The organism is Corallococcus sp. RDP092CA, assembly GCF_041903675.1.
In the GTDB taxonomy this organism is placed as follows: Bacteria; Myxococcota; Myxococcia; order Myxococcales; family Myxococcaceae; genus Corallococcus.
The window spans coordinates 37,421-61,310 of record NZ_JAYESI010000033.1 but is presented as its reverse complement, the minus strand read 5'-3'; the positions used below and the strand labels follow the sequence as shown (position 1 = coordinate 61,310).

The window sequence follows — 23,890 nt, the reverse complement described above, 5'->3', positions numbered from 1 at the left end:
GCCATCCGGGGCGAGACCGGGGCGAATTGAGTGGCGGGGCGGAAGGCGGGGCAGGCTTAAGCGGCGAGAATCACTAGAGAATCTGGCGACCTGCCCCGCTGCCCCGCTGATTCACCGGAACACACGCAGTGACGTATAGGGAGAATGAGAGGGGTTGAATGTCTGCAATTCCCTCTCTGGGGTATGTCCTCCTCTTTCTCTCTCTCTTCTTTGAAACAAGCGGGGCAGGCGGGGCAGTGAGCAAAAGGGGCTCGCCAAGCCGTTGATTTCTTGGGTGTTTCTCGCGTTCGAGGGTGCCCCGCTTTGTGCCCCGGTGTGCCGGGAAGCGGGGCAGTGAGCCGACAGTCGGAGTCGTGTCCTGAATGCGCTGGGGGGCGCTCACGGCTCGCCCTCGCGATTCGCGTCGGTGAGGCTGTAGGCCCGAGGCACCGCGCCTCGCGCTCCGGGCGTGTACCTCGCGGCCTCGCGCAGGACGCCAGCCAGGACGAGCGCGGCGAGGCAACGGCGGAGGACCTGCTCTCCGGCTCCGAGCGCGGCGCACAGCTCCTTCACGGTCAGCCCCAGCGGCGAGGCCTTGGTGAGTGCTTCGATGATGAGTGGGCGGTACTGCTCAACAAGCTCCAGCATGGTTCGGATCTCCCTTTCCCCCTTTCAATGGGGGCAACTTCTGGGAGTGGTTCCCGCGCCCAGTCGTTTTCTCGGGAGCAGGACGGGTTGCCGGGCATGGCGGGGTGGGAGTGGATGCCCCCCCGGGTCGAATTTCCGGAGCACTGCCTCTTCAAGGCTTGCTCGGCGTGTCCCCACGCTGAAGAAATTCTGGGACAAAACGCGGGCCCCCATGAGGTGGGCGTTATGCGAGGCGTAAAGTGGGTTTCGCCTCAAAACTGAACGAATCCCCGCCGACGGTGGGACACGGAGTTCGCCCCATCCTCGTGTCAGTGGAGCCGTCCTGACCTCGCTCGGGGTTTCCAAGCCGCGTTTCCAGGGCTGTGGGTCCTTCCGGTTTGGTAGGGTCGCGGGCGGAGGCCGTCCCGCTTGTCCTTCCCCTTCTCCGCGTTGCACCTGCCCCTCGTGCTGGGGGGACTGCTCCTCTTCACGACCGCCCAGGCCCAGCCGTCCGCATCGGTCCGCGAGCGCAGGGACAGGCGGGTTGCGCTTCCCCGTCCTGGTGAGCCCGTCCTGGAGGTCCCGGTCGCGGCGGGCATCCTGACGACCCTCGTCCTCGACTCGGCGGTGGATCGGAACGCCGTGGAGTTGGAGGGCCGCGCCCGTTTTCAGTTCGTGGACGTGGGGGAGAGGTCTATCAACCTGAAGCCGACGATGGAGCTGGGCGCGGGGGAGCGACTGATGCTCCGGGTGCGGTTCACGGATGGCGCATCCCCTGAGCATGCGGTCTTCGCCCTTGTGTCGCGCCCATCGGAGGTGGACTCCCACGTCGAGGTGTCTCGTCGTCCAGTGAGCCCCGAAACGCTTCAGGCGGAGCTGTCTGAAGTGCGCGCCGAGCTTGCGGCACTGCGGGCGCGTAACGAGACGGGGAGTCCAGGGAGACTGGCGTTGGCGGGACTCCTGGATGAGGGCGGAGTTTCAGCTCGCCGCATTGAGCCTCAACCCAGGAAAGACGCGCAGTCCTCACTGCGCGTCGTGGGGGGCTTCAGCCTTCGGGCAACTGCTTGGAGGGTGTTGTCCTTGGACGTGGTGAACGAGGGCAAGGATCCATGGGCGCCCACGGAAGCGCGCATCTCCCCTCCAACGGGTGGTGCCCATCTGCTGGTCCTCGGCGTGCGCATGAATCAGCCGCAGATTGGGCCGGGGGAAGTGGGCACAGTCGTGGTGGAGACGGAGAAGCCTTCCTGGGATGTGGGCACGGCGTTCCGTTTGGAGTTGGTGGATGCTACCGGCGCACGTCGTCTTCTCATTCCTCGTGTCGCACTGTAGAGGTCGGCCATGCTGACGGTCATCCACCACCCAGCGCAGCTCCCGCCCGGCTACATGATTCACGGCTGGCGCGTGGTGAAGCTGCTGGGCGCGGGCACCTACGGCGCTGTCTACCGCGTGGAGATGAACGGACACCCCTTCGCGATGAAGATCGCGATGCACCGCCCGAGCAGCGGGGATGCGGAGCAAGCGGACGCGCGGCTCATGCGTGAGCTGGGATGCCTCGTTCACCTGCGGCATCCCAATGTCGTTGGAGTCCACGGGTTCGGTCGCTTCCCAGACTTCCAAAACGGCTGGCTCTACGTCCTTCTCTCGTTCGTGGAGGGCTACACGCTGGCGGAGTGGATGGAGCGCACGCACCCCACGGCCCAAGAGGTGGTGCGCGTCTTCGAGAAGCTCGCGGGCGCCATGGACTACATGCACGGGCGCGGCATCTTCCACCGCGACCTGAAGCTCGCGAACATCATGGTGCGCGCGAAGGACAGCGAGCCCGTCATCCTGGACTTCAGCGCGGGCGACTACACGCACGCCGAGGATTTGACGGACGCCCCGTTGCCGCCCGGCACCCGCCGTTACCGTTCGCCCGAGGCCTACCGCTTCCTGAAGGAGCACGGAGACGAGAAGGGGGCGCGGTACGAGTTCAAGGTGACGGATGACGTCTACGCGCTGGGCGTCTGTCTCTATGACGTGCTGACGACGCCGGAGCCCGCGAGCGGTTCTCCCAAGGCTGCCGTCGAGGGCCGCTGGGTGCCCCCTCAAGCCCGAGAACTGAATGCGCGCGTGCCAGCGGGGCTGAGCGACGTGGCGATGCGCTTCATCGCGAGGAAGCCGGAGGAGCGCCCTCCTTCGGCGGAGGCGATGCGCCGCGAGCTGGCGGCCCTCGCGGGCGAAGTGGGACCGGAGTGGACCATTCCCGTCCACGTCCCCTCGTTGAAGCCCCCTACCGCTCCCGCCTCCAATACGGATGCGGAGACGCCCTCCGCCCGCCGTGTGAGACGGGCCCGGCTGGTGGATGCCGGAGTGGCGCTCCTCGTCGTGGCGGCCGTGGCGGGGGCCTTCATGTGGCTGCGCCCCACGCCTCCGACCGCTGTCCTCAGGGAGGTTTCGGGACGGCCGGTGGAGCCCGTCTCCCATGGGGATGCGGGAGTCGCCTCCCATTCTCCAACGCCCGTATCCCTCCAGGATGCGGGCCCCTCACCTGACGCGGGCGACGTGCTGGCCGCGTCGTCCCCTGGGGTAGCTTTGCCCCCTCTCGATTCTGTCCGGAAGGAAAGCTCCGCCGTGAAGCGTGCTCCCATCGTCGCAAGCCCGTCCACATCCCTGGACAAGAAGGCCCCCGCCACCAACGCCAGGGCGGAGTTCCTCGCGAAGTGCGCGGCGGCGAGCGCCGCCGTGGCGTTGCAGCTCGGTTGCCCCAGCAGCGCCCAGGTACGGCCCGAGGCGGGAGCGTGTCCCAAGGAGGCGCGCGAGGCCATGTTCCGAGGAACAGGGAACGGGGGACTTGGTCACCAAGCGGGGGTTGGCGTGGATATCACCATCGACAAAAGTCAGCCGGGTCTTCCCGGTGATGAGGGGGTCTTCAGGGATGGGGCTGTGACGGGAATTGTCTTCAGACCCATTTTTAGCATCCCCAAGGGCACGGTGCTCTACGGGCGGTTGTGGACAGGCGATGGGACGTTCCTGCTGGCTCGCTACACCGAAGCGCGCCTTCCCGATGGACGCACTCTCCCCGTGTGCATTGCGATTGGGGAGAACGGCCCCCAGGAGGCATGGGAGGGCTCAAAGCCGGGGGCAGTTGTCTACTCTCGCGTTGGAGTGGGCTACCTTGTGGACCGCTGGCCTTAAGCCCTGGAGTGTCAAGACTCGTTACGCCTCGGAGCGTGCCTGGACTGATTCCGTGAATAGCAGGGAAATTTGAAGTAAGTGACCTGTGGCGTCGTTCCCGGAGGAAGGCAGCCGGAGGTAGCTTTCCGTCTGCCTTTGCGCGGCTCCCTCGCGCGGGCATTCAGGAGCCCCTTCCATGTCCAGTGGTGCTGACTCCCGGCTCGCCGGGGGTGCTGTCCTCTTTTGCGACGGTGATACCGCCTACGAGTTCTTCCAGGACCTGGGCACTGGCCGGAACGGCGAGCGTGTCCTCTTCGCGCGGCCTCGGACGCCCAACGGCTACCGGGGCAAGGTCCTGGTGAAGTGCGTCCCCCTGCCGGAGGGGCCCGCGACGGAGCGCTTCCTCCGGGCTCGCGCGCGGCTGGAGGAGGAGGTGCGGCTGGCGCAGTTCCTCCAGCACCCCAACATCGCCCACGTCCATGGCCTCTTCGAGATGAAGCACGGCCTGGGCGCCGTCCTGGAGCACATCGAGGGCTTCAGCCTGAACACCCTCCTCGACATCGCCCAGCTTCGCGGGCGCTACTTCTCCGAATCCTTCGTGCTCTACGTGGGCGCGGAAGTCGCGGCGGCCCTGGCGCACGCCTCCTCGCGCACGGACGACGCGGGCAATCCCTTGGGCATCGTCAATCGCGACATCAACCCCGGGTGCATTCGCTTGCGGCCCGGAGGCGGCGTGGCGCTGACGGACTTCGGCGTGGCCTTCTCGCTGCTCCAGGGGCGCCCGTCCACGACGATGCCGCGCCCTGTCGGTGACGTCATCTACACCGCCCCCGAAGTGCTGATGGGAGAGGCGGCGGATGCACGCTCGGACCTCTTCTCGCTGGGGCTGACGCTGCTGGAATTCGCCACGGGACGGCACCTGTACGACCCGGGAGACTTCCACCCGGAGGACGCGCCCTTCCGACGCTCGCGCGAGCAGTACCTCAAGGCCCTGAAGGTGACGGCCCTGGCGATGGGCGCGCACCCTCTGCCCTTCATGGAGGACATGCTCCGGTGCGCCATGGCCTACCGGGTGGAGGACGTGAAGGCGGCGGCCTGCGGGTTGTCCAAGCCCCTGCGCACCGTCTTCCTGCGGCTCTTGAGCCGGAACCCTGCTTCCCGCTACCCGACGGCGGCGGCGCTGGAGGTGGAGCTGCGGGCGCAACTGGCGCGGCTGGGGCCGTACTCGGGAGCGGACGCGGTGAAGGAAGTCCAGGAGGCGATGATGGAGGGTGGCGAGGAGTTGGAGGAGTTGGACTTGATGGAGGACGAGGGCGGCATCGTCCCGGCCTTCCCATCGCTGAGCCAGGACGACATCCGCACGGAGCCCCGGCCCCTGCGCAGCGTGGACGAGACGACGACGGAGCCGCAACCGGGCGCCCTGCGCCTGACGCGGCATTAGCACCCGCTGGCCCGAGGCGGCCAGCACCCATTCCCTTCAACCCCAATCCATGACGCGCGGCCGGCCCCAAGCCGAGCTGAACGTCAGACGTGTGTCCTTTGCTCCCCTCGCTGGGGGCATTGCTGGGAGGCGTGTATGCGAATGACGAGACGTTGGGCGGTATGGCTGTGGTTGTTGTTGCCGGTCGCCGCGTGGGCGGAGGACGTCCCGGAGGTGCCGCCCGTGGAGGAGGAGCGGCGCCCGCAGGCAACCGCGTGGCGCTCGCTATTGCGGCTGGACGCGACGACGTGGGCCCTGCTGCCGCGCGCGGGCATCGGCTCGAACGAGGGCTTCCTCCAAGTAGAGCCGACGCTCATTCTCGACGGAGGCGCGGAGTTCGGCCTCAACCTGGGCGCCCCGGTGCGGCTGCGGTTGTGGGGTGGAGGGGAAGACACGGGCCTCGTGCGGCGGGAGGACTGGGACAGCCTCTCGGACTTCGGGCAGGTGGTGCGCGGCCTCAAGCTGGGCTCGGACAACGCGCCGGTGGGCGTCTGGTTCGGCGGGCTGGAGTCCTACAGCCTGCTGTCGGGGCACCTCGTGCGGCGCTACTCCAACCGAAGCAATCCCGACTACCACCCGGCCGGAGGCTTCCTCACCGGGACGTTGGGCCCTCTCTACATGCAAGCCTTCGCCTCGGACGTGCTGGGCGCGCGCCTCATGGGGGCGGAAGTCGCGCTGGACGTGCAGCACGTCCTCTTCGGCCAGCCCCGCGAGCCGGGCCGCTACACGCTGTCGCTCTCCGCCGTGCATGACTGGGGACGGGCCGGAGGTCGCGCGCCGTCGGTGACGCTGGCGCACCTGGACGGTACTGCCGTGGTGGTGGTACGGCCGGGCTTCGAGGCCCACCTGATTGCCGGTTGGGGCGGACGGCCAGGTGAGGGCGGCGCATGGGGAGCGGTGGTGGGCGCGGGCGCGGATGCGCTGACGCCCACGCTGGACATGCGGCTGCGCTTGGAGGTGCGCCGACAGCACGGCGGCTTCCGACAGGGCTTCTTCGGCCCGGACTACGAACTGGCGCGCTTCCAGGCCGCAGGGCCGGAGGGGGTGCCGCTGGCGGAGGCACCCTTCCCGGATGGGTACTCGGCCTATGGCGAGGCGGAGGTGGGTTGGGACGCGGTCCGCTATGGCGGCCTCTCCAAGCACCTGAAGCTGTCGCTGGGAGTGGAGGCCTTCTCGTGGGGCCGTTTCGACGTGGATGGACGCGTGGCGGTGCAGCTCTTCGCGCGCAGCCTGGAAGTGGCGGTGAAGGGGCTGGGCGTGGGCATGGGACAGCCCGGAGCGCGCTACCTGGGGGCCGCCGAGGTCCGCTGGCGATTCCTGGGTGGGAAACTCTACGCGCTGGGGACGGGCGGCACGCTGCTGTTCCCCACGCCGGAAGGGACGCTGCGGCCGGGGGCTTTCGCCTCGGTGGGCCTGGGGGTGGACAATGCGCGCTGACGCCCTGTTGCTGGCCGTAGCGCTGCTGGCCACGGGATGCGCCTCCGTGCCGCACGCGCCTGGGAGTCGTCGGAGCTTGAGCTACGCGCCGCGTGCGGCTCCCGCGCCCGCGTGGGTGGAGGCTCCGATCGATGGGGCCCCGCGCGCCTGGGGCTCCCCGCCGTCCTCCCTCTCGGGACCCGAGGTGTTCCAACGGATGTTGCGTCGCCAGGGGCCACGGGACGACGCGACCGCCGTGGGTGCCAGTGCTGTCGGGGGCGGTGCCCGGAGCGCTGCATCAGCGCGTCAGGCGGTCCTGGACGCCACGGACGAGGTGACGGGCTCCCTGCGTGGCGTCGAGGCCGCATTCACCCAACTGGCGGCCCGTCCTCCGGACCTTTGGGGCTTCAGCCTCACCGGCGTCTTCACGCGCTACCTCGACCAGGGTTCCAAGCAGGTGACGTGGCTGCATGGCGCGCTCGGGAGTGCCACCGTGTTGACAGAGGCAGCCTCGGAAGTCGGTGACACGGACATGGAGCTGGGCCTCCTTCGCATGGCGGGGCCCAGGCTCCAGGCGGCCCAGTTCGGGACCCTCCTCCTGGCCACCTGGGTGGACTTCCTCCACCTCGCGGACGCCATTCTCCGCAACTGCCCGATGTGCAGCGTCGAGAAGCTCTTCACGGACCTGCATCGCGTGCAGGGACTCATGGAGCCCACGCTGACGGACCTCGCTTCCCTGGACCCGGAGCGGGTCGAGGCCGCGACCCTCGCGATGCCCGAGTTGATGGGGAAGCTGACCCGTGAGTTCGACGCGCTCCATCGAGAGACCCGCTCGACGATGAAGCTCGGCGGGCAGATCATCGCGGCGACGCAGGCGTTGGAGATGGTCGCCATGATCTCCACGTTGAAGATGTCGCTGCCACGGCTGCCGCCCTCGGGCCCCGCTGCGCTCGGCGTGGGCCTCGTGATGAGTTCGGGTGGAGTGATGGTGGGCTCTCGGCTGGTGGTCTCCGCCGAGTGGGTGGAGATGATGCGAAGGCTCGTGCAAGCGGGCGTCATCTCCGTGCCAGCCGTCGGCGCGGCCGTCCTCATTCACGGCGGACAGGTCATGATGGCCCAGGCGCATCAGGACCTGCCCGAGGGCGTGCGCGAAGCGCTAGGGGACGGCCCCGAGGTGCGCGGCATGCAGGTGACGGGCAGGGCCGGGGCGGGCATGTCGGACGGCCCGAAACACCATGTGCTGCCGAAGGAGCACCGCGAGTGGTTCGAGCGGCGCGGCTTCAAGGGCGACATGGACATTGACCAGTTCTGCGTCCGGCTGGAACAGGCCCACCACGAGGCCATTCACGGCGGGGGGGACTGGCGTCTGGGCCGCACGTGGCCCGGTGAGTGGAACCGCATGATCATGGGAGAGTTGCGTAGGGTCGAAGGTAGGATCGGACGAGTGTTGACGCGCAATGAGGTCCTGGACATCGTCGCGGCGCGGATGAAGGTCTATGAGATCCCGGTGATGTTCACCAAGGGGAGTAGCCGATGACCGACGGACGTTCGTGGCAAGGAAACTGGAAGGCTCGTTTGTATGAGCGCGTCCGGGAACGTGGTTACGACTCGCTCACGGCCTTCGCGGAGGCGCGTCCCAGAGCATCGCTGGTAGCACTGGCCAAGGAACTCGGTCCGGAGGACGTTGCTGGAGTGCAGGTGTTCAGTGGACTTGTCGCCGAAGCGGAGCGTGCCCACCGGGTCGCGCGTTTGGTCCGCGGACAGTTCGTGCGCGAACTGAGCGAGCATCTCCCTGAGGGCTGGCCGGCCACGATGGATGACTCGAACCGTTTCAAGGTCGCACGCGCTCTCGCCGGTTGGTCCTCGTTCACTCCAGATACCCACCAGCAACGCGTTGACCGGGCCGGCGATCTACTCTTCTCCAATCCGCCACACCCGGGCTGGCGTCCGCTCGGACCCGACGACGAGCTTCTTCGGACACTGCTTCCCGACGAGGAAGCCTGACCGGAAGCTGCGGCTCTGCCAGCCAGTGAGGGATTTGGCGTGTGCCCCCAGTGTGCCCCTCCAGCGTGGTTCGAGGGGGCACACCAGGGGACAGCTTGGGACGAGACGGGATGTTGAGTCCGAGCAAGATCAGGGAGATAGCGGGTAACTGCGCGTCCTGCTTGAGGTTTTCTATCTCCCTGCCTGCGGTTTCGAATCCCGCCTTCGGCACTTCAAGAAGGCTCGTAATCCTCAGGGGTTACGGGCCTTTTGTCTTTCTAGCTTCCTGCCATTGCCCCCCTATTGCCCCTCTCCAGCACGGGGCCGTCCAGGAGCCTCTCCGCGTCCTGCTTCACTTCGGGGCTGAGATGCGCGTGCCGCATGGGCATCTCGATGGTGGCGTGCCCCATCAACTCCTGGACGACCTTCAGCGGCACGCCCCTCATGGCAAGGTGGCTGCCGCCACTCCCGTTGTGGTTGTGACGGCAGCCATAAGACTTTCCATGGATTGGGGGACTGGCGCGGGAATGTTCGCGTTCGGCGTCGGCTGTTTCGCGGGCACCTGGCTGAATGATAGCTTCCTCCAGGCCCCCATTCCGGCATTTCTCTGGGAGCACTTTGGGAATGATGGGGCGGGAAGCAATATCGGGGCAGGAATTCGCGGCCCCAGTTGCAGCCTGGGCCGAATGACACTGGCAGGTGAAACCAAGGGAGCTATTCTTCTCCGGCAGAATCACTTGAGGATCACTTTGATCAACACGGAGCAGCTATGGGGGGAGCAAAAAATATGACGCAGTATCTGAGAATGGCCAATGCGTTCTCCCGGAATCTATTCGGCGCACAGCGGTTTCCTGTCGATGGCTTCACTCCCGGCGTAACCCGCTACGTCAAGAACGGTCGATACATTGACCTTGCACCAGATGGTACAATCATCTCATTCGGTCTTCGTGATGGCACAATCATCTCATTCGGTCTTCGTTAGGAGGTTCGCAAGATGGACTGGAAGGCCATAAACTTGCACGGCAGAGCAAGCATTTCCAGGGTCGCCAATATTTACGAACTGCGGGACCTCCGCATCCCCAGCACAATATACAGAGTCAAGGTTCTGGAGCGTGGCTCGGGCGATTTCCTGGCGTTACCCAATGTGTTCGTGAAAAACAAATCCGGGGATCCCGGGTGGACCGCAGGACTTGGCCGGACGGAACTTGAAGCTCTTCAAGACATCATCGACCGGATGGATGAATCGTTAATGTCCGCAGAGCGACTGACTTCAGAAGACTTCGAGTGGAGTGACCCCCGTGACTTTTGAGTCAGAAACCGCTCTACCGATGAGCCCCTGAGGTATCCCCTCCTTTGAAGAGTCCCCTCGGAGAATGCACGGATGGATGAGCGAGCAAGCTCCGCGGGAAAATCGCAAATGAGGGGATACCTCATCTGGGCCCTCCTCGAAGGCACCACCGGCACTGAAGCTCGCCGTGCAATGGCGGTAGGTGCAGGGTTGGCTCGTAACCGACCGACGGGTGCAGGTGCACCTGCCGCTCCACATGCGCGGGCACATCCTCGATGAGGGTAACCGCCCGACGGCGGGCGGTTACGTTGGCTCGCTCTCGCAGAGGATCCAAGCAGTGGGTGCGATTCCCGCCGCCCCATTCAGAAGCCCAGCAATCATCCCACCGGCTCGCTGGGCTTCTCCTTGGCCTCCTGGCTTCATTGGCGCGAAGGGAGGATCCCTCCACGAACGCCCGCCGAGCAGGCGCCCACACGATTCGTCAGGGGCGCGGCGTGCGCTTCAGTGCTACTCCATGCCGCCATGTCCGGCGACTCCCCCGTCCCAGCCCCCGGCGGCCTCCCCACCCTGCGCTTCCCTCCCGAGCTCCCCATCTCGAGCCGGGTGGAGGACATCACCGCGGCCATCACCGCCCATCAGGTGGTCATCGTCGCGGGGGCCACCGGCTCGGGGAAGACGACGCAGCTGCCGAAGCTCCTGCTCGCCATGGGGCGCGGCCGCCCTCGCCAGATTGGCGTCACCCAGCCCCGGCGCATCGCCGCGACGAGCGTGGCGGCGCGCGTGGCTCGCGAGCTCGGCACGGAGCTGGGCACGGACGTCGGCTACCAGATTCGCTTCGAGGACCGCTCGTCCAAGCGGACGGCCGTGAAGTTCATGACCGACGGCGTCCTGCTCGCGCAGATCCACAGCGACCCGCTCCTGAGCCGCTATGACACGATCGTGCTCGACGAGGCCCACGAGCGCAGCCTCACCATCGACTTCCTGCTCGGGTGGCTCAAGCGCATCCTCCCCAGGCGCCCCGACCTCAAGGTGGTGGTGAGCTCGGCCACCATCGAGACCGAGCGCTTCTCGCAGTTCTTCGGGGGCGCTCCCGTCATCCAGGTGGAGGGCCGAACCTTTCCGGTGGACGTGCTCTACGAGCCGCCCCCCGAGGACGCCGAGCTCGCCGACGCCGTCGCCGATTCGGTGGCGAATGTGCTCTCGCTCGACCCGGACGGGGACGTCCTCGTGTTCCTCCCCGGGGAGCGGGAGATCCGCGAGGCCGAGAATGCCCTGAACGCGCGCGAGCTTCGCGGCACGGTGGTGCAACCCCTGTATGCGCGCCTGTCGGCCTCCGAGCAGTCGCGCGTCTTCGCCACCATCCCCCAGCGCCGCGTCATCCTCGCCACCAACGTCGCGGAGACGTCGGTCACCATCCCGGGGATCGTGTACGTCGTGGACACGGGGGTGGCGCGCCTGTCGCGCTACGACCCACGCTCGGGCACCACGCGACTGCACATCGAGCCGGTCTCCCAGGCCAGCGCCGACCAGCGCAAGGGGCGCTGCGGCCGCGTGCGCGAGGGCATCTGCGTGCGCCTCTACGACGAGGTGAGCTTCACCACGCGGCCCGCCTTCACCGACCCGGAGATCAAGCGCACCGGGCTCGCGGGGGTCATCCTGCGGATGAAGTCCCTCGGCCTCGGCGACGTCGAGGACTTCCCCTTCCTCGACCCGCCCCAGCCGAAGGCCATCGCCGAGGGCTGGCGGGTTCTCGAGGAGCTCGGGGCCATCGAAGGCAAGGAGCGCACCTTGACGCCGCTCGGCCACCAGCTCGCGCGCTTCCCGGTGGACCCGCGCATCGCGCGGATGATCCTCGCCGGCGCCGAGTACGGGTGCCTGGACGAGGTGCTCATCGTCGCCGCGGCGCTCAACCTCCAGGACCCGCGCGAGCGGCCACGGGAGCTCGCGCAGAAGGCGGACGCGTCGCACTCGCGCTTCCGTGACGAGCACTCGGACTTCACCGGCCTCCTCAAGCTCTGGGCGTTCGTGCGCGAGGCCGAGGTCCGGGGGACATCCCATCTGCGGCGCGTGTGCCGGGACAACTTCCTGTCCTTCCTGCGGGTGCGCGAGTGGCGGGACGTCCAGCGCCAGCTCGAGGAGACCGTCCGCGAGCTGCGCCTGCCGCGCAAGGGCCGGGGCGCCCCGGCACGCGGGGACGTCCTGCACCAGGCGCTGCTCACCGGGCTCCTGTCCCGCATCGGCCAGTGGAATCCGGAGCAGCGCCACTACACGGGCGCGAAGCAGACGCGCTTCACGGTCCATCCCTCCTCGGCGCTCGCGAAGAAGCCCCCAGCCTGGGCGATGGCGTTCGAGCTCGTGGAGACGTCCCAGCTGTTCGCGCGCACCGTGGCGAAGCTCGACCCGGAGTGGCTCGCGGCGGCGGCTCCGCACCTGCTCAAGCGCAGCTACTCCGAACCGCACTGGTCGGAGAAGTCCGCGCGCGCCGTCGTGAAGGAGAGCGCGACCCTCTTCGGGCTCCAGGTCTTCAAGGAGCGCCCCGTGGCCCTGGCCCACATGGATCCCGACCGGGCACGGCTGATGTTCCTCGAACATGCCCTGGTGCGCGGCGAGTACCGCACCCGGGGAGCGTTCCAGGAGAAGAACCGCCAGGTGCTCGAGCGCGTGGCGCGCCTGCGGGACAAGGCCCGGCGCAGCGAGCTGCTCGACAGCGAGGCGCTGCTGACGTTCTTCGAACAGCGCGTCCCGGCGAACGTGACGGACGGAGCGGGCTTCGAGGCCTGGCGCCGCAAGGCCGAGGCGGCCGACCCCGACGTGCTCGTCCTCACGATGGAGGATGCCCTCTCGCATGACCCGGGCCTGTCCCCGGCGCACTACCCGGATGCCATCACCCTGCACGGCGCGTCCGTGCCGGTGACGTACACCTTCGACCCCTCCGCCGAGGACGACGGCATCACCGTGAGCGTGCCGCTGCTGCTGCTCGCCCAACTGGTCCCGGGTGAGCTCGACTGGACCATCCCCGGGTGGCAGCGGGAGAAGCTCACCACCCTGCTCGAACAGCTCCCCCGCGCCCAGCGCAAGCAGTTGGGGCCGGTGCCGGAGCTGGTCGACCGTCTCGAAAAGGAGCTGGTGCCCTTCCGCGGGCCGCTGATTCCGGCGCTCGCGCGCGCGGTGTCCCGGCTGTGCGGCGTGGACGTGCCCGAGGAGTCCTTCCGGGCGGATGCCGTGCCGCCGTACCTGCGCGTCACGCTCCGGGTGCTCGACGAGCGGGGAAAGGAGCTCGCGAAGAGCCGCGACGCCGACGCGCTGCTCGATCAGCACGGGGGACGTGCACGGACAGCGCTGCGTAGCGCGGCACCGACTTCGGACTGGGAGCGCAAGGGGCTGACCGCCTGGACCTTCGGCGAGCTTCCCCCCTTTGTTACCCGGCGGGTCGGCGGACTCGAGGTCCGCAGCTATCCCGCGCTCGTCGACCGGGGCGCGGCCGTGGACCTGGTGCTGCTCGAGACAGCCGCCGCCGCCGACGCGGCCACGCGCACGGGGATCCGCCGGCTCCTGATGCTCGCCGCGCGCGGACACGTGGCCGTCAGCGCCGCGCGCATGCCGCTGCCCTTCCCGTCCCTGGACGGCGCGCCGCCCGCGCGGGGCCAGGCCGACGCCTTCCGGGCGCTCGTCCTCGCGCGCAGCGTCGACGATGCGTTCAAGCTCGCACCAGGTGCGCCGCTGCCCCGCACGAAGGCGGCCTTCGAGGCGCTGGTCCAGGACGGCTCACAGCGCATCGAGCAGACGGCCCGGGACTGGGCGAACGTCGTCGTTGCCACCTCCGCGGAGCTCGCTGAGACGCTCGCCGCACTCAAGGCAGCATCCAAGGGGCCGAGCGGCGCGGCGGCCGTGCGGGACATCCGCTCGCAGCTCGGGCACCTGTTCCCGGCGAAGCTCATCGAGTGGGTCCCCTTCACGCGCCTGCTGAACTACCCGCGCTATCTCCGCGCGGCCCAGGCACGGCTGGCGCGTGCGGTGGCGAACCCCGGCAAGGACGCAGGGAAGGCCGCGCCGTTCACTCCCCTGTGGGAGACCTTCCTCGCCAGGCGAGCCACCGTGCGTGACCCGGAGGCGGCGCAAGAGCTGCGATGGGCCTTCGAGGAGCTCCGCGTGGCCATCTTCGCTCCAGAGGTGACGACGCCCGTGTCGGTGACGGTGGCGAAGGTCGGCGCAGCCCTCTCGGCGCTGCGCTAGCTGCGAGTGGCTGGGCGTCATCGAGGTGCTGCCGCCCGACTACCCACCGCCGGCCACGGGCGCTGCCGGACGCTCCTCCGGACCTGGGCGCGGTCTCCATCCTGGCCCAAGGCCCAGGCGAAAGGATGCCTTGTCGGGCGCGGGCGTCCTGGTGACGCACATCACGCCTCCCACCCGCGTGGAGCCGCACCGGCTCACCCCCTTCGCGGAAGTGCGGGGGCGACAGGTGCTGTCCCCGGCGACATCATGAGGAAGCTCAGGCGATTGGACTCATAGATGTCGAGGTACAGGGATGCCTTTCAAACGTCGAGGATCAAGTCTGTCTCCATGTCGGCAACAGCGCGTCCTGCCTGTGATTTCCTATCGCCTTGTCCGTGGGCTCAAGTCTCGCCTTCGGGCACACGTTGACGGCCCAGCAAGCCCTTCAGATCAATGGGTTTTCGCTTGCCCATGTTCCTCAAGGAGCCGCAGGGCAGGAGATTCGCTGGATCGCTGAAAGCGGTTCGACGTCCTCTCGGGACGCGGCAGGTTGAGCCGGAGAACGCCGAGCACACACGGTGCTGTCGTGCGCTGCTAGACTCCGAGCACGTAGCGCTGAAGCCCTCACTTCTGCTGCGAGAATATCGCCATGCGCTTCCGCGCTTGCATCACGCTCCTACTCTTCCTTTCGGCATGCGCCGCGTCGACACCGTCGCCCGGTACAGGCAGAGCGCGGAGCCGGAGACTCACCAACCTTGAACGGGCTGCGCAACTGCCTTGGATTGACGAAGGGCGGTGCGTGGTCCGCGAGGCGTCTCAGCCTTGGCCGGTTCTGGTGGAGAGGTGCTATCGAGCCCTTGACCATGACCGCATCGAGTTCCACGACACCACGGGAAGATGCGCGGTCGCCTCCGCTGACGCCGCTGCCGTGGGAATCGGGTTCTGCGTGCTGGCGGCTCCGGAGATTGCCGTGGGAGCCGTGATCGTGCTCGGCGTGGTGGTGGTCGGCGTCGCCATCAAAGAAGCGATGGATGCATACGAACTCCGCCACGCCTACCCCGAGGAAGCAGGGACCTCACGAGGAACGAAGGTGGCCTCCCAGGAAGCGGAAGTGCAACGCCCACCCAAGCTGAAGCCCGAGCCGGCGGGGCAGAACAGGAAGCCCCCAGTACCTCCTGTGCCCGTGGCCCGGACGGGCCGCGCCAGTTGCGAACCTGTTCCAGTCCCCCACGCGGGCGAGGACGACCCGCACAATGAGTGCGCCGACACGTTCCCGCCCAACCGTTATCCTGGAATGGACGTGCTCGTTGGCGGCGTCCGCTTCGATGCGCTGCAAGTCGGCGTGCGGGTACTGTGGGAAATCAAGACCCACCAGTTCGACACATACAATGAATTTGTTCGACAGCACGAGATTGAGAAAGAAATTGAGCAATTGCGGAATGAGCGCCGGGTGGCGCAAGCCTGTGGCTACGACTTCGTTATTGGTGTGAGCACCCAAGCACACAAAGATGCGCTGTTCGCTCTTGATTCGTCCCTCAAGATCGTCGTCACGGGATGTCAACGATGACCACTAAAGAGCGCCTCGTTCTGGCCATCTACGCCCCTTCACTCGTGGGGGACGATCGCCGCACGCTCGTAGCAGTCCATGGCATGGAGCAAGCGATGCCCGGCTTGCGCCTCCGGTGGGAAGTGAATGAGAAGCGACAACTTGCAATGTTGCCTCAGCGCGACGCATGGCTTTCCGAGGCTGCGGCACGGGGGAAGTTCCCTTTCCTATGCAATAGCGATGAGAGCTTTCCTGTGATGATTAGCGGGTTGACAACCCCAGCAAGCCAGGCGCCGGGCGGCCAGTCATTGCTTGATGTCCATGCGAAGCTGCCGCTAGACACCACCGTTGTCACGGCAGCGGCGGAGATCCTGGAGCGTGTTGCGGAGGGGATGCGTGCGTTCTGGGGGCATGCGACGCCGGACGGGGCTGCGGTGGACATCGCGTATCAGACCGCCCCCACGCTGGAAGGGCCGCCATCCCCACGCCGGGGGTTGCCCGCCTTGAAGCTCCTCGAGCACATCCGCTCGCCAGAGATTCCCTATTACCTCGGGTGGCTGAACTACTGGTCCGCCGCTGCCGCACGATCCATCGGGTTCCCGGATCCGCTCCGTGATGCCGAGCTGCTTTCACGGGCGCGGCGCACGGCATCGGACGGATGGCTCGTGCAGCTCACCGACGCGCCGCTCGACCTGGACAACCCCGCCCACTTGGATGCGCTCAAGCGTGCCTATGAGCGCTTCCCGGAGATAGGCGGACGCGCGGCGCCTTGACCTCACCCGCTCCGTGTACGGGCACGCCACGGAGCCGGGCGAAACCCGTAACGGTGCCATCGACCGGAGCTCAACCGCCCCCGCCGCGGCGGTCACTCCGGCTCGACATCCCGGGAGACGCCGCGAGCGCAAGACACAGCAAGGGGGGAGATTCATGAAATGACCTCCCCCGCTCCGGATGACGAGCGCCCGAAGCGCAGGCGCTACTCGTCGAGGGACGTCTTCTGCTTGTAGGCCTCCAGCTTCGCCGCGTCCTCCTTGGACAGCTTCGGATCCAGGTTGACGGAGCCCTTGAGCAGGCGGTCGACGCCGCTGTTCTTCACCTCCGCCTTGTCCGCGTAGAAGGTCCGCTGCGGCAGCCCCTGCTCGTGACGATAGGTGTTCTCCGACGGGCGGGACAGCTTGCCCTTGCCCTCGATGAACGCGCTGTCCTTGAAGCCGTCCAGGCCCGCCGCGCTCATCTCGCTCAGCGACAGGTCCTGCTTGTTGCCGCGCTTCACCGTCGTCTTCGTGTCGATGGTGCCATCCACGTACTCGCGCGCGTGGTGCAGCTCATGGAGGAGCGTGGAGTCCGACGGCTTGTTCTGGGGCGTGCCCCACGCGCCGTACTTCTCCTTGTGTGAGGCGTGCTTCGGGTCGGGGATGCCGTCCTGCGGGCTGTACTCCACCTTGGCGCCCTCCTTGATGCCGAAGGCCTTGCTCTCCCCCGCCTTGTCGGTGGTGCCGCTCTCGTCCTTCTTCCAGATCTGCACGTGCTTCTCGGTGGTGCCGTTGAGCCCCGAGTGACGGTTGATGCCATTCAGCTCCATGCGGCCCGTCTCCGTGCTGGAGATCTTCTTCAGGTCCCGGAGCGCCGCCAGGGTGAAGCCCGGCTGCTTGTCCGTCTCACCAATCTTGAGCTGCCCCACCGTGGTGATGCGCACCTTGCGGTTGTCCTGGAGCGCCACCTCCTCCGTGCGCACCGGCAGGCCCGGGCTCAAGAGGTCGCGGCGGATGCCATCGGTGAGCTTCTTCTCCTCGGGCGGCTGGCTCACCGGCTTCGGCTCCCCCAGCGGCTTCTTCATGAACCAGTCGTCCGGCTGCGCCTTCGCCGGGGACCTGGACGTGGACGGCGCCTGCGACGCGCCCGCGGTGGGCATCTTCAAGGACGGCAGCTTCAGCTTGGACGTCATGGGGAGGCTCTCCTGGGAATGGAGCGAAGCCTACCGCAGAGGCCCCGGAGCCCACCTGATGACGGAAGACATCAGCCACCAACGGCAGTCACCAGAAGCACGGCCATGCGCGAGCGCGGCGCTTCACGCGGCCCAAGCAAGATCAACGACTTGCGCAGGCGCGACCGGAGCCAGGGCGTTGGCATGCCCGCTGCTATGGGTGTCCTCGTCGCTGAAAGCCACACTCACTCCCCTTCCAGAAAAGAGTCCCGTCATGGCCATCCGCTCCGTCAGCAGCCCCGCCGCCCGCCCCACCCCCTCCATCCAGAGCCCGACGTCCCCCGCCTCCAAGCCCACCACCCCCACCTCGCAGTCCGCCGCCGCCAAGCCCACCACGCCGGGCCTTCCGGGCGCCGCGACCTCCTCCCCCGCCGGGAAGGTGGACGGGAAGTCCTCCAACCCGCTGGCGGCCCTGAAGCAGGACGGCTTCGACGTCGGCGGCATCGGTGGCAAGGCCGCGGAGCTGGGCAAGCTGCTGGAGGGCGCCGCCTCGGTGCTGAGCAGCATCGCGCAGTTGGTGCAGGGCATCACGCAGGGCGTGCAGGGCGTTGCCCAGGGCGTGCAGGGTGTCGCCGAGGGCGTGCAGGGCGCCGCGGGTGCGGTGGGCGGCGCCCTGGGCGCGGTGGGTGGCGCCGCGACCAGCGTGCTGGACCTGGCCCACGGGCCGGTGCAGGACCCGACGGTCGGCATGAGCCAGGCCCCCACCCTGGAGTAGTCCGCCGCCCAGCCTGACGCGATGAAGAAAAAAGGCGTGGCGGCGATGAGCCGTCACGCCTTTCTTCCTTCAGGGTGTCGCCGCGCTACTCGATGGCGGCGACCTTGTCGTCCTTGTCGAACTTCACGCGCACCTTGGTCGCCTTCGACTTCCAGTAGGTCCAGGTGCTGGAGTGGAACGACGGCGTCTCGTGCGGCGGCGGCGGGCCCCACGCCATGCGCACGGCCTCGCGGCTCATGCCGAGCTCCACCTCGGATGCGGAGACCCGCCGCCGGTCCTCCGGCGACAGCGCCTCCATCCTGGCGGCCTGGTCCTCCAGCGCGAACGCGGCCTGGAACAGCTTCCAGGTGTCCGAACCCGAGCGCGAGTCGTTCTCGAACTCGAGCTCCGCGCCGGAGTCCAAGACCTTGAACTTCACGGAGGACGAGCCCTTGTCCAGCACCTCCACCTTCGCGTTGAACGGGATGATGGGGCCCTTGAGGTAGTTCACCCAGGACACGGTGCCGTCCTCGAAGTGGAAGTTCGCGGTCGCGTGGTAGTAGGTCTTCTCCACCGGAGCCGGCGCGGCCGCGGGCTCGTCGCCCACGCGCACCACCTTGCCCTCCGGACCGAACTCCACCTCGAACGTGGAGAACTTCGAGCTCCAGTACGTCCAGCGGTTGGCCTGGAGCGACGGCGTCCGGTGCGGCGGCGGCGGGCCCACCGCCAGCAGCACGGCCTCGCGCGACATGCCCCGGGCCAGCTCTCCGGCGCGCACCTGCTTCTGCTCCTCGGGCGTCAGCGCGGCGATGCGCGGGGCGGGGTCCTGCTCGGCGAAGAAGCCGGCGAACAGCATGTTGACGGGCTTGCCCAGGCTCCGGTGCGTCACGAACCGGAACTCGAGGCCGGAGTCCACCACCTTGCAGCGCACTTCATCCTTGTCCCGCTCGAGGACCGCGACCTTCGCCCCCACGGGGATGGCCGCGCCCTTGCCGCGGTAGTTCACCGCGGAGAGCTGGTTCTTGTTGAGCAGGAAGTTGGCCTGGGCGAACAGCACCTCGGCCTGGGCCCCCATCGCCGTCAGCAGCCCCAGCGCGAACACCGCGCCGAGGACATTCTTTCGAAACACGTAAAACCCCCTCCGGAAATCAGCGGCGCGGTTCTAGTGGTGTCCCGCGCACGTTCGCAAGGGGGCCGCCGCCTCGGAGGACGCGGAAGGGACGGGCCCGGAGCCCGCCCCCCATGCGCCCGGCCCTACCTACGCCCCGAGCAGGCCCATCACCTCCGAAGACAGCATGGGGCGCGAGGACATGGGGAAGTCGTACTTGAGCGCGTTCCGGTGCTCCTCCGCCGAGGTGGCGGCGGCGCAGTCAGTGAGGGTGATGACGTCGTAGCCGTGCTCGTACGCGGTGCGCATGGTCGACTCGGCACAGCAGTTGGTGAGGAAGCCGCCCATCACCACCGTCTTGATGCCCTTGCTGCGCAGGATGAAGTCCAGGCTGGTGCTGGCGAAGGTGTCCAGGCCGCGCTTGCCTTCAATCACGATGTCGCCCTTCTGCGGCGCCAGCGCGTCGATGATCTGCGCGGCCCCAGCTGCCCTTCAAGCCAACCCCGGCTCAGGCCGCGGCGAGCGCGCCGTCCCAGTCCTCTACTTCATAGAGGAACCTCGTGCCGCCCTTGAGCTTGCGGTTGGCGGAGGTGCTCTGGACGAAGACGACGTACTTCTCCAGGCTCGCGGGCCGGATGCGCACCGTCTCTCCGGGCGGCAGGCCGAGCATCTCCCGCGCGCGCTCGCCGCTGTAGAGGTCGCCGGACTTGCGGTCCATCAGCACCACCTCCTTGCGGCCCTGGATGGTCTCCGTCTTGGTGAACTCGTAGAAGCCGCGCCCCGCCTTGAAGCCCAGGCCGTTCTCCGTGACGAACTCCTTGATGGCGCAGTCCGCCTCCACCTCCAGCACCTGGAAGCGCCCCGGAGGCACCGCCCGCAGGTCCGTCTCACCGAAGAGCGTGGACGCGGTCCGCTTGAGCATCGTGTTGAACATCGCGTTGAGGCCGCGGTTCATGCGGCCCTCGCGAGACACCTCCGCTTCATACGACTGCAGCCGCGCGTCCGAGGACTGCTTGTAGCAAACGGCCAGCAGCATGTCGGTGACGTGCGAGAACTGATCCAGGCTCAGGTGGAAGCCGCCCGACTTCTCCGCCAGCTCTTTATAGAAGGACGTCGCGTGGCGGCGGTTCAGCGCCTGGACGCCGTACACCGACACGCCCTGCTCCCCCAGCGCCGCCACCTCCTTGCGCCAGTCCAGCTTCTTCGGGTTGTGCTGGGGCGGGTGCGGCACGTCGTCGCCAATGAGCACCAACGCCCTCGTGTAGCCCTCCGTCCAGGACAGGCTTCGCGCCTCGTGCAGCACCAACTCGTAGCACTCCGGCGCGTCACCGCCGCCCGTCTTCCCCACCTTCTCCACGAAGCGGGTGATGGCCTTGGCGTCGTCCGTGAGATCCAACGTCTTGGTCACGTAGGTGGACTTCGCGTCACAGTAGTCGCCGTGCGCGATGATGCCGATGCGGATCCCCGGGATCTCCCTGGTCAGCCGGGCCACCGCGGCCCCCAGCTTCTTCCGCACCTGCGCAAGACACGGATACATGCTGCCCGTGGTGTCAAAGCTGAAGACGACCTCGACGCGGTTATCAATCACAGACATGGTCATGGCGTGCTCCCCCTCGCGTGTTTCTCGCTGCGACAGGAAGAACAGTACTCGCGGGGTCTGACATGGCCGGCGGCTCCGGGGCGCCGGTTTCCCGGCGGTGTCATACCGGGGTACGTAGCCAGGACAGCGCTCCGGGGCCGTACTGCCGGGGCAGGGCGTGACGCCCGGACATCACCCAGGGGGGACCATGAGGAACATCGGCATCATCGGCGCGGGCCAGGCGGGGCTACAGCTCGGCTTCGGCCTGCTGGAGCAGGGCTACGCCGTCACCGTCTATTCGGACCGCACGCCCGAGCAGCTCTTCAACGCCCGGCTGGCCGCGACCACCTACCTCTTCGGCCGGGCATACCAGTACGAGCAGGAGCTGGGGCTCGACTTCTGGCAGGGCCCGGGGGAGTACGCCCGGGGCGGAGACCTGGACGTCTGCGCGGCGCCGGGTCAGCGGGTGCTGCGCGTCCAGGGACGCATGCTCCACCCGGGCAAGTCGCTGGACCTGCGGGCGAAGTACTCGCGCTGGCTCGCGGAGCTCGAGCGCCGCGGCGGCACGGTGGTGGTGCGCGACGTGGACGTGGAGGCATTGGAGAAGCTCGCGCCGGACCATGACCTGGTGGTCGTGACGACGGGGCGCAACAGCTTCACCCGGCTGTTCGAGCGGGACGCCGAGCGCAGCATCCACACACAGCCGCAGCGGCACCTCGCGGCAATGATTGTCACCGGCATGAAGCCGCTGTACGAGACGCCCTATCCCGCGCTCAAGTTCATCCTGACCGCGGGCCACGGCGAGTACTTCGCCATGCCGTACTTCGACCGCATCCGGGGCCCGCAGAGCTGCCTCCTGCTGGAGGCCATCCCCGGCCAGGGACTGGACCGCTTCGGAGGCGTGAGCACCGCGCGCGAGGCGATGGAGCGGATGAAGCAGGTGCTGCGGGACTTCTCTCCCTGGGTGGCGGAGCGGCTGGAGGGCGCATCCATCGTGGACGAGTCCTCCTGGCTCACGGGCGCGTTCACGCCCACGGTGCGCAAGCCGGTGGGCCGGCTGCCGTCAGGGCGGCAGGTGATGGGGATGGGGGATGTCGTCATGCTCAACGACCCCATCGCGGGCCAGGGGCTCAACAGCGCGTCCAAGCAGGCCCACGCGATGACGCGGGCCATCCTCGCGCACGGCGACCAGCCCTTCACCGCGGCTTGGATGGAGCAGAGCTTCGAGCAGTTCTGGAGGACGGAAGGTCAATACATCACCGCGTTCACCAACATGCTGCTCCAGCCGCCCCCGCCGCACGTGCTGGACTACCTGGGAGCCGCCTCGAAGGTGCCGTCCCTGGCCGACACGTTCTTCGACAACTTCGGAGAGCCACAGCGCTTCTGGCCATGGATTGTCAGCCCCGAGGAGACGGAGGCCTTCATCCAGCGGGCAGCCGCCGCGTCGACGCCGCCAGGCTCATCGAGTTCGACAGCTTCGAGTGCGTGACGTGCTTCGCACCCGACACCCACTCCCAATGTCAGCGGGGCGCGTCTGGGTCATGGGAGTGACGCGGCTGGAGCCCTCGGGCGGGTTTGAGGGCGCACGCCCTCTCCCTCTAGGATGACGTCCCCATGGGGACGCAACATGAGGGGTGAGGGCTCCGAGCCGGTCACGGCCGCGCTGGTGGGGCTGACGGACTCTCGGCTGGGACGCATCCTGCTGTGGCTCACGACGGTGTTCCTGGGGCTCCTGGCGCTCGTACCGGGCCCTGACAGCGGGCGCCTGTGGCGCGTGGCCGCCATTCCGGGAGTGCTCGCGCTGATCGGCACAGGCACGGCGTGGTGGAAGGAGCGCCAGCGCTCCCGGTCCGCTCCCATTCCGTGGCTGCTCCCCCGATTGGCCATGGGCGCCATGCTCTTCGGCGCCGCCGCGCTCCTGATGTGGTGGCGGCGCCGGCGCGAGCTGAAGGCCGACGCGCCGGCATCCCCGCCTTCCGCCGAGCAGGTGGACCGGTGGGCCCGCGCGGAGGTGGGCGTCGCGGCCGTGGAGCGCTCGCCATGACCCACGCGGCCTTGGAGCAGACAGCCCCGGGCGCGGCGCCTCCGCGTGCGTCCATGGGCAGCATCATCCGCGCGGGCTTGCGAAGCATCGTCGCCCTGGTGCCCGCGCTGCTGGGCTCCGGCGTGAAGGGCGCGCTGAAGGGCTTCTTCCTCTTCGGATGTTTCGGCCTGGTGCTGGCCGGCGTCTTCGTGCTCGCGCCGCGATGGACCGGCGCGGCCCCGGCGCCCTCCTGGCTGAGCGTCCTGGGCTTCGTCCTCACGCCGCTGTCCCTGGCCGTGGCCGGGGGCTACGTGTGGATGCTCCACGGGGTCAGCTCGCGGCTCGCGAGCGAGGTCCGCGCGCGCGGGTTGATGGGCTATGCGTACGCCATCCTCAAGCCCGCGACGCTGAAGGTCGCCCAGCGGCTGCGCGGGGCCAGCACGCTTGACCGCGAGGGGCTCACCCGGGCCATCGAGCAGTCGGTGGCGGAGCGCATGCACGAGCCCGAGGAGGTGCGCGACTCCGCGGCGTCCCGCGCAGGCTGGCTGGAGGGCTTCCTCATGGACCAGTCCCGCCGGGTGCTGGGACTCATTGCCCTTCGCGCGGTGCTGACGTCGCCGGACATGCCTTCCGCGGTGCGGGAGCTGGAGCTGCTGGCCATCGACCGGCTGGAGGGCGTGTTGGAGGAGACGCTGGAGGACCTGTTCTTCCTCCAGATGGTGCTCGCACTGGGCGCGGGCCTCCTCGTCGCCGCCGTGCCCACGCTCCTGCTCCTCTTCCTGCCCCGCTGAGCACGGCCCCACCTGCCTCTGCTAGCC

General features: G+C 68.0%; 20 protein-coding genes. 15 read left to right on the top strand and 5 right to left on the bottom strand.

What is annotated here, in order from left to right:
- Nucleotides 1–378 precede the first annotated feature (378 nt).
- Nucleotides 379–627, bottom strand: a complete 249-nt coding sequence (locus U8525_RS28110) for a hypothetical protein (RefSeq protein WP_374269772.1) — start codon at nucleotides 625–627, stop codon at nucleotides 379–381.
- 408 nt (nucleotides 628–1,035) lie between these two features.
- On the opposite strand from U8525_RS28110, the gene U8525_RS28105 reads away from it, so the two are divergent.
- The 11 genes from U8525_RS28105 to U8525_RS28055 all read left to right on the top strand — a co-directional run bounded on the left by U8525_RS28105 (nucleotide 1,036) and on the right by U8525_RS28055 (nucleotide 16,457).
- Nucleotides 1,036–1,935: a DUF2381 family protein gene (locus tag U8525_RS28105; RefSeq protein ID WP_374269771.1), complete on the top strand. Its 900-nt coding sequence runs from the start codon at nucleotides 1,036–1,038 to the stop codon at nucleotides 1,933–1,935.
- A 9-nt stretch (nucleotides 1,936–1,944) separates the two neighbouring features.
- Nucleotides 1,945–3,780: a serine/threonine protein kinase gene (locus tag U8525_RS28100; protein ID WP_374269770.1), complete on the top strand. Its 1,836-nt coding sequence runs from the start codon at nucleotides 1,945–1,947 to the stop codon at nucleotides 3,778–3,780.
- Nucleotides 3,781–3,955: 175 nt separating this feature from the next.
- Nucleotides 3,956–5,200, top strand: a complete 1,245-nt coding sequence (locus U8525_RS28095) for a serine/threonine protein kinase (protein WP_374269769.1) — start codon at nucleotides 3,956–3,958, stop codon at nucleotides 5,198–5,200.
- 141 nt (nucleotides 5,201–5,341) lie between these two features.
- Complete coding sequence (locus U8525_RS28090) at nucleotides 5,342–6,676, top strand: hypothetical protein (RefSeq protein WP_374269768.1); 1,335 nt, start codon at nucleotides 5,342–5,344, stop codon at nucleotides 6,674–6,676.
- A gap of 313 nt (nucleotides 6,677–6,989) precedes the next feature.
- Nucleotides 6,990–8,192 (top strand): DUF2380 domain-containing protein, encoded by a 1,203-nt coding sequence (locus U8525_RS28085; RefSeq protein ID WP_374269767.1) that lies wholly within the window; start codon nucleotides 6,990–6,992, stop codon nucleotides 8,190–8,192.
- On the top strand, nucleotides 8,189–8,659 hold the full coding sequence (locus U8525_RS28080; protein ID WP_374269766.1) for an NUDIX hydrolase: 471 nt from the start codon (nucleotides 8,189–8,191) through the stop codon (nucleotides 8,657–8,659). The genes U8525_RS28085 and U8525_RS28080 overlap by 4 nt, the downstream gene beginning before the upstream one ends.
- Before the next feature lie 347 nt (nucleotides 8,660–9,006).
- A complete protein-coding gene (locus tag U8525_RS28075) occupies nucleotides 9,007–9,429 on the top strand; it encodes a hypothetical protein (RefSeq protein WP_374269765.1) in 423 nt (140 codons plus the stop codon).
- Nucleotides 9,430–9,632: 203 nt separating this feature from the next.
- A complete protein-coding gene (locus U8525_RS28070) occupies nucleotides 9,633–9,947 on the top strand; it encodes a hypothetical protein (RefSeq protein WP_374269764.1) in 315 nt (104 codons plus the stop codon).
- A 501-nt stretch (nucleotides 9,948–10,448) separates the two neighbouring features.
- Nucleotides 10,449–14,159 carry an ATP-dependent RNA helicase HrpA gene (gene hrpA / locus U8525_RS28065; protein ID WP_374269763.1) on the top strand — a complete coding sequence of 1,237 codons (3,711 nt, stop codon included), beginning with the start codon at nucleotides 10,449–10,451 and terminating at the stop codon, nucleotides 14,157–14,159.
- Nucleotides 14,160–15,066: 907 nt separating this feature from the next.
- Nucleotides 15,067–15,705 carry a DUF6310 domain-containing protein gene (locus U8525_RS28060; RefSeq protein WP_374269762.1) on the top strand — a complete coding sequence of 213 codons (639 nt, stop codon included), beginning with the start codon at nucleotides 15,067–15,069 and terminating at the stop codon, nucleotides 15,703–15,705.
- The gene (locus U8525_RS28055; protein ID WP_374269761.1) at nucleotides 15,702–16,457 is read left to right on the top strand and encodes a DUF5953 family protein; all 756 of its coding nucleotides are present in this window, start codon (nucleotides 15,702–15,704) and stop codon (nucleotides 16,455–16,457) included. Before U8525_RS28060 ends, U8525_RS28055 begins: the two co-directional genes overlap by 4 nt.
- A gap of 203 nt (nucleotides 16,458–16,660) precedes the next feature.
- Here the strand turns inward: U8525_RS28055 and U8525_RS28050 are convergent, their stop codons facing one another.
- Complete coding sequence (locus U8525_RS28050; protein ID WP_374269760.1) at nucleotides 16,661–17,629, bottom strand: M91 family zinc metallopeptidase; 969 nt, start codon at nucleotides 17,627–17,629, stop codon at nucleotides 16,661–16,663.
- A gap of 253 nt (nucleotides 17,630–17,882) precedes the next feature.
- Between U8525_RS28050 and U8525_RS28045 the strand changes: the two genes are divergently transcribed.
- Nucleotides 17,883–18,383 carry a hypothetical protein gene (locus U8525_RS28045; RefSeq protein ID WP_374269759.1) on the top strand — a complete coding sequence of 167 codons (501 nt, stop codon included), beginning with the start codon at nucleotides 17,883–17,885 and terminating at the stop codon, nucleotides 18,381–18,383.
- A gap of 85 nt (nucleotides 18,384–18,468) precedes the next feature.
- Here the strand turns inward: U8525_RS28045 and U8525_RS28040 are convergent, their stop codons facing one another.
- The 3 genes from U8525_RS28040 to U8525_RS28030 form a co-directional block, all read right to left on the bottom strand.
- A complete protein-coding gene (locus tag U8525_RS28040) occupies nucleotides 18,469–19,491 on the bottom strand; it encodes a hypothetical protein (RefSeq protein WP_374269758.1) in 1,023 nt (340 codons plus the stop codon).
- Between the two features lie 129 nt (nucleotides 19,492–19,620).
- Nucleotides 19,621–19,938 (bottom strand): cysteine hydrolase, encoded by a 318-nt coding sequence (locus U8525_RS28035; RefSeq protein ID WP_374269798.1) that lies wholly within the window; start codon nucleotides 19,936–19,938, stop codon nucleotides 19,621–19,623.
- 40 nt (nucleotides 19,939–19,978) lie between these two features.
- The gene (locus U8525_RS28030; protein WP_374269757.1) at nucleotides 19,979–21,070 is read right to left on the bottom strand and encodes a vWA domain-containing protein; all 1,092 of its coding nucleotides are present in this window, start codon (nucleotides 21,068–21,070) and stop codon (nucleotides 19,979–19,981) included.
- Between the two features lie 187 nt (nucleotides 21,071–21,257).
- On the opposite strand from U8525_RS28030, the gene U8525_RS28025 reads away from it, so the two are divergent.
- The 3 genes from U8525_RS28025 to U8525_RS28015 all read left to right on the top strand — a co-directional run bounded on the left by U8525_RS28025 (nucleotide 21,258) and on the right by U8525_RS28015 (nucleotide 23,863).
- Nucleotides 21,258–22,538, top strand: a complete 1,281-nt coding sequence (locus U8525_RS28025; RefSeq protein WP_374269756.1) for a styrene monooxygenase/indole monooxygenase family protein — start codon at nucleotides 21,258–21,260, stop codon at nucleotides 22,536–22,538.
- Between the two features lie 138 nt (nucleotides 22,539–22,676).
- A complete protein-coding gene (locus U8525_RS28020) occupies nucleotides 22,677–23,093 on the top strand; it encodes a hypothetical protein (RefSeq protein WP_374269755.1) in 417 nt (138 codons plus the stop codon).
- Nucleotides 23,090–23,863, top strand: coding sequence for a hypothetical protein (locus tag U8525_RS28015; RefSeq protein ID WP_374269754.1), 774 nt, complete (start codon nucleotides 23,090–23,092; stop codon nucleotides 23,861–23,863). Before U8525_RS28020 ends, U8525_RS28015 begins: the two co-directional genes overlap by 4 nt.
- The last annotated feature ends 27 nt before the right edge of the window (nucleotides 23,864–23,890 follow it).

What these genes read in the sequence shown, in the direction of transcription:
- U8525_RS28110 (WP_374269772.1), bottom strand. Translation starts at nt 627, where the DNA reads ATGCTGGAGCTTGTTGAGCAGTACCGCCCACTCATCATCGAAGCACTC.
- U8525_RS28100 (WP_374269770.1), top strand. Translation starts at nt 1,945, where the DNA reads ATGCTGACGGTCATCCACCACCCAGCGCAGCTCCCGCCCGGCTACATG.
- U8525_RS28095 (WP_374269769.1), top strand. Translation starts at nt 3,956, where the DNA reads ATGTCCAGTGGTGCTGACTCCCGGCTCGCCGGGGGTGCTGTCCTCTTT.
- U8525_RS28090 (WP_374269768.1), top strand. Translation starts at nt 5,342, where the DNA reads ATGACGAGACGTTGGGCGGTATGGCTGTGGTTGTTGTTGCCGGTCGCC.
- U8525_RS28080 (WP_374269766.1), top strand. Translation starts at nt 8,189, where the DNA reads ATGACCGACGGACGTTCGTGGCAAGGAAACTGGAAGGCTCGTTTGTAT.
- U8525_RS28075 (WP_374269765.1), top strand. Translation starts at nt 9,007, where the DNA reads ATGCGCGTGCCGCATGGGCATCTCGATGGTGGCGTGCCCCATCAACTC.
- U8525_RS28070 (WP_374269764.1), top strand. Translation starts at nt 9,633, where the DNA reads ATGGACTGGAAGGCCATAAACTTGCACGGCAGAGCAAGCATTTCCAGG.
- hrpA (WP_374269763.1), top strand. Translation starts at nt 10,449, where the DNA reads ATGTCCGGCGACTCCCCCGTCCCAGCCCCCGGCGGCCTCCCCACCCTG.
- U8525_RS28055 (WP_374269761.1), top strand. Translation starts at nt 15,702, where the DNA reads ATGACCACTAAAGAGCGCCTCGTTCTGGCCATCTACGCCCCTTCACTC.
- U8525_RS28050 (WP_374269760.1), bottom strand. Translation starts at nt 17,629, where the DNA reads ATGACGTCCAAGCTGAAGCTGCCGTCCTTGAAGATGCCCACCGCGGGC.
- U8525_RS28045 (WP_374269759.1), top strand. Translation starts at nt 17,883, where the DNA reads ATGGCCATCCGCTCCGTCAGCAGCCCCGCCGCCCGCCCCACCCCCTCC.
- U8525_RS28030 (WP_374269757.1), bottom strand. Translation starts at nt 21,070, where the DNA reads ATGACCATGTCTGTGATTGATAACCGCGTCGAGGTCGTCTTCAGCTTT.
- U8525_RS28025 (WP_374269756.1), top strand. Translation starts at nt 21,258, where the DNA reads ATGAGGAACATCGGCATCATCGGCGCGGGCCAGGCGGGGCTACAGCTC.
- U8525_RS28020 (WP_374269755.1), top strand. Translation starts at nt 22,677, where the DNA reads ATGAGGGGTGAGGGCTCCGAGCCGGTCACGGCCGCGCTGGTGGGGCTG.
- U8525_RS28015 (WP_374269754.1), top strand. Translation starts at nt 23,090, where the DNA reads ATGACCCACGCGGCCTTGGAGCAGACAGCCCCGGGCGCGGCGCCTCCG.